This is a genomic window from Vibrio sp. 1069 (assembly GCF_033340555.1).
Genome location: NZ_JAWOWP010001027.1, coordinates 1 through 503, shown reverse-complemented (window position 1 = coordinate 503; position 503 = coordinate 1). Strand labels below are relative to the sequence as shown.

Here is a 503-nt window from a genome sequence, read left to right as displayed (position 1 = left end):
GGGATGAGGCGGCCATTTAAGTTCAATGTGCCTTTTACATTAAGAAACGGTGCGCTAAAGCTAAACGACGCCACAGATTGCAGTGCATGTTTAACTTGAAAGCCTTTGTCTCCATTTACCACAAACGGCCCGCTTGTCATGGTATTCAGTTCGAGTCCGAATGTGTCCGTTGTAACATTGAGGTTGCCTGGAAATGGTGTAGAGCCTAATGAGCGCCAAGTCCAGTTATCTATCCATAAACGGAATGGTCGGTTTGTCATGCCAGCTTGACCAATACCACCGCGCGCAACACGCTGTTCTTTCCACACATGCGAACCATGGCTCACGACAACATGTGAAATGTACAGTTGCGGGTTTTGCCAACCGCTGGTTTCTCGTTCATCGGTGGCGACGCGAAAATAGCTCCACTGCACGTTGTAAGTACGACCTTGCTTATCTTGCAGCTTCGCAAAGTAGTTCCACCATTCATGTTGATACTCAGGATGGAAGCGAAAGTCTGAAGG

General features: G+C 48.1%; 1 protein-coding gene. It reads right to left on the bottom strand.

All coding sequences use genetic code 11. The features are described 5' to 3' along the window. The coding region (locus R7040_RS30410; RefSeq protein WP_318098184.1) for a carotenoid 1,2-hydratase at positions 1 to 503 on the bottom strand (503 nt) is incomplete at both ends.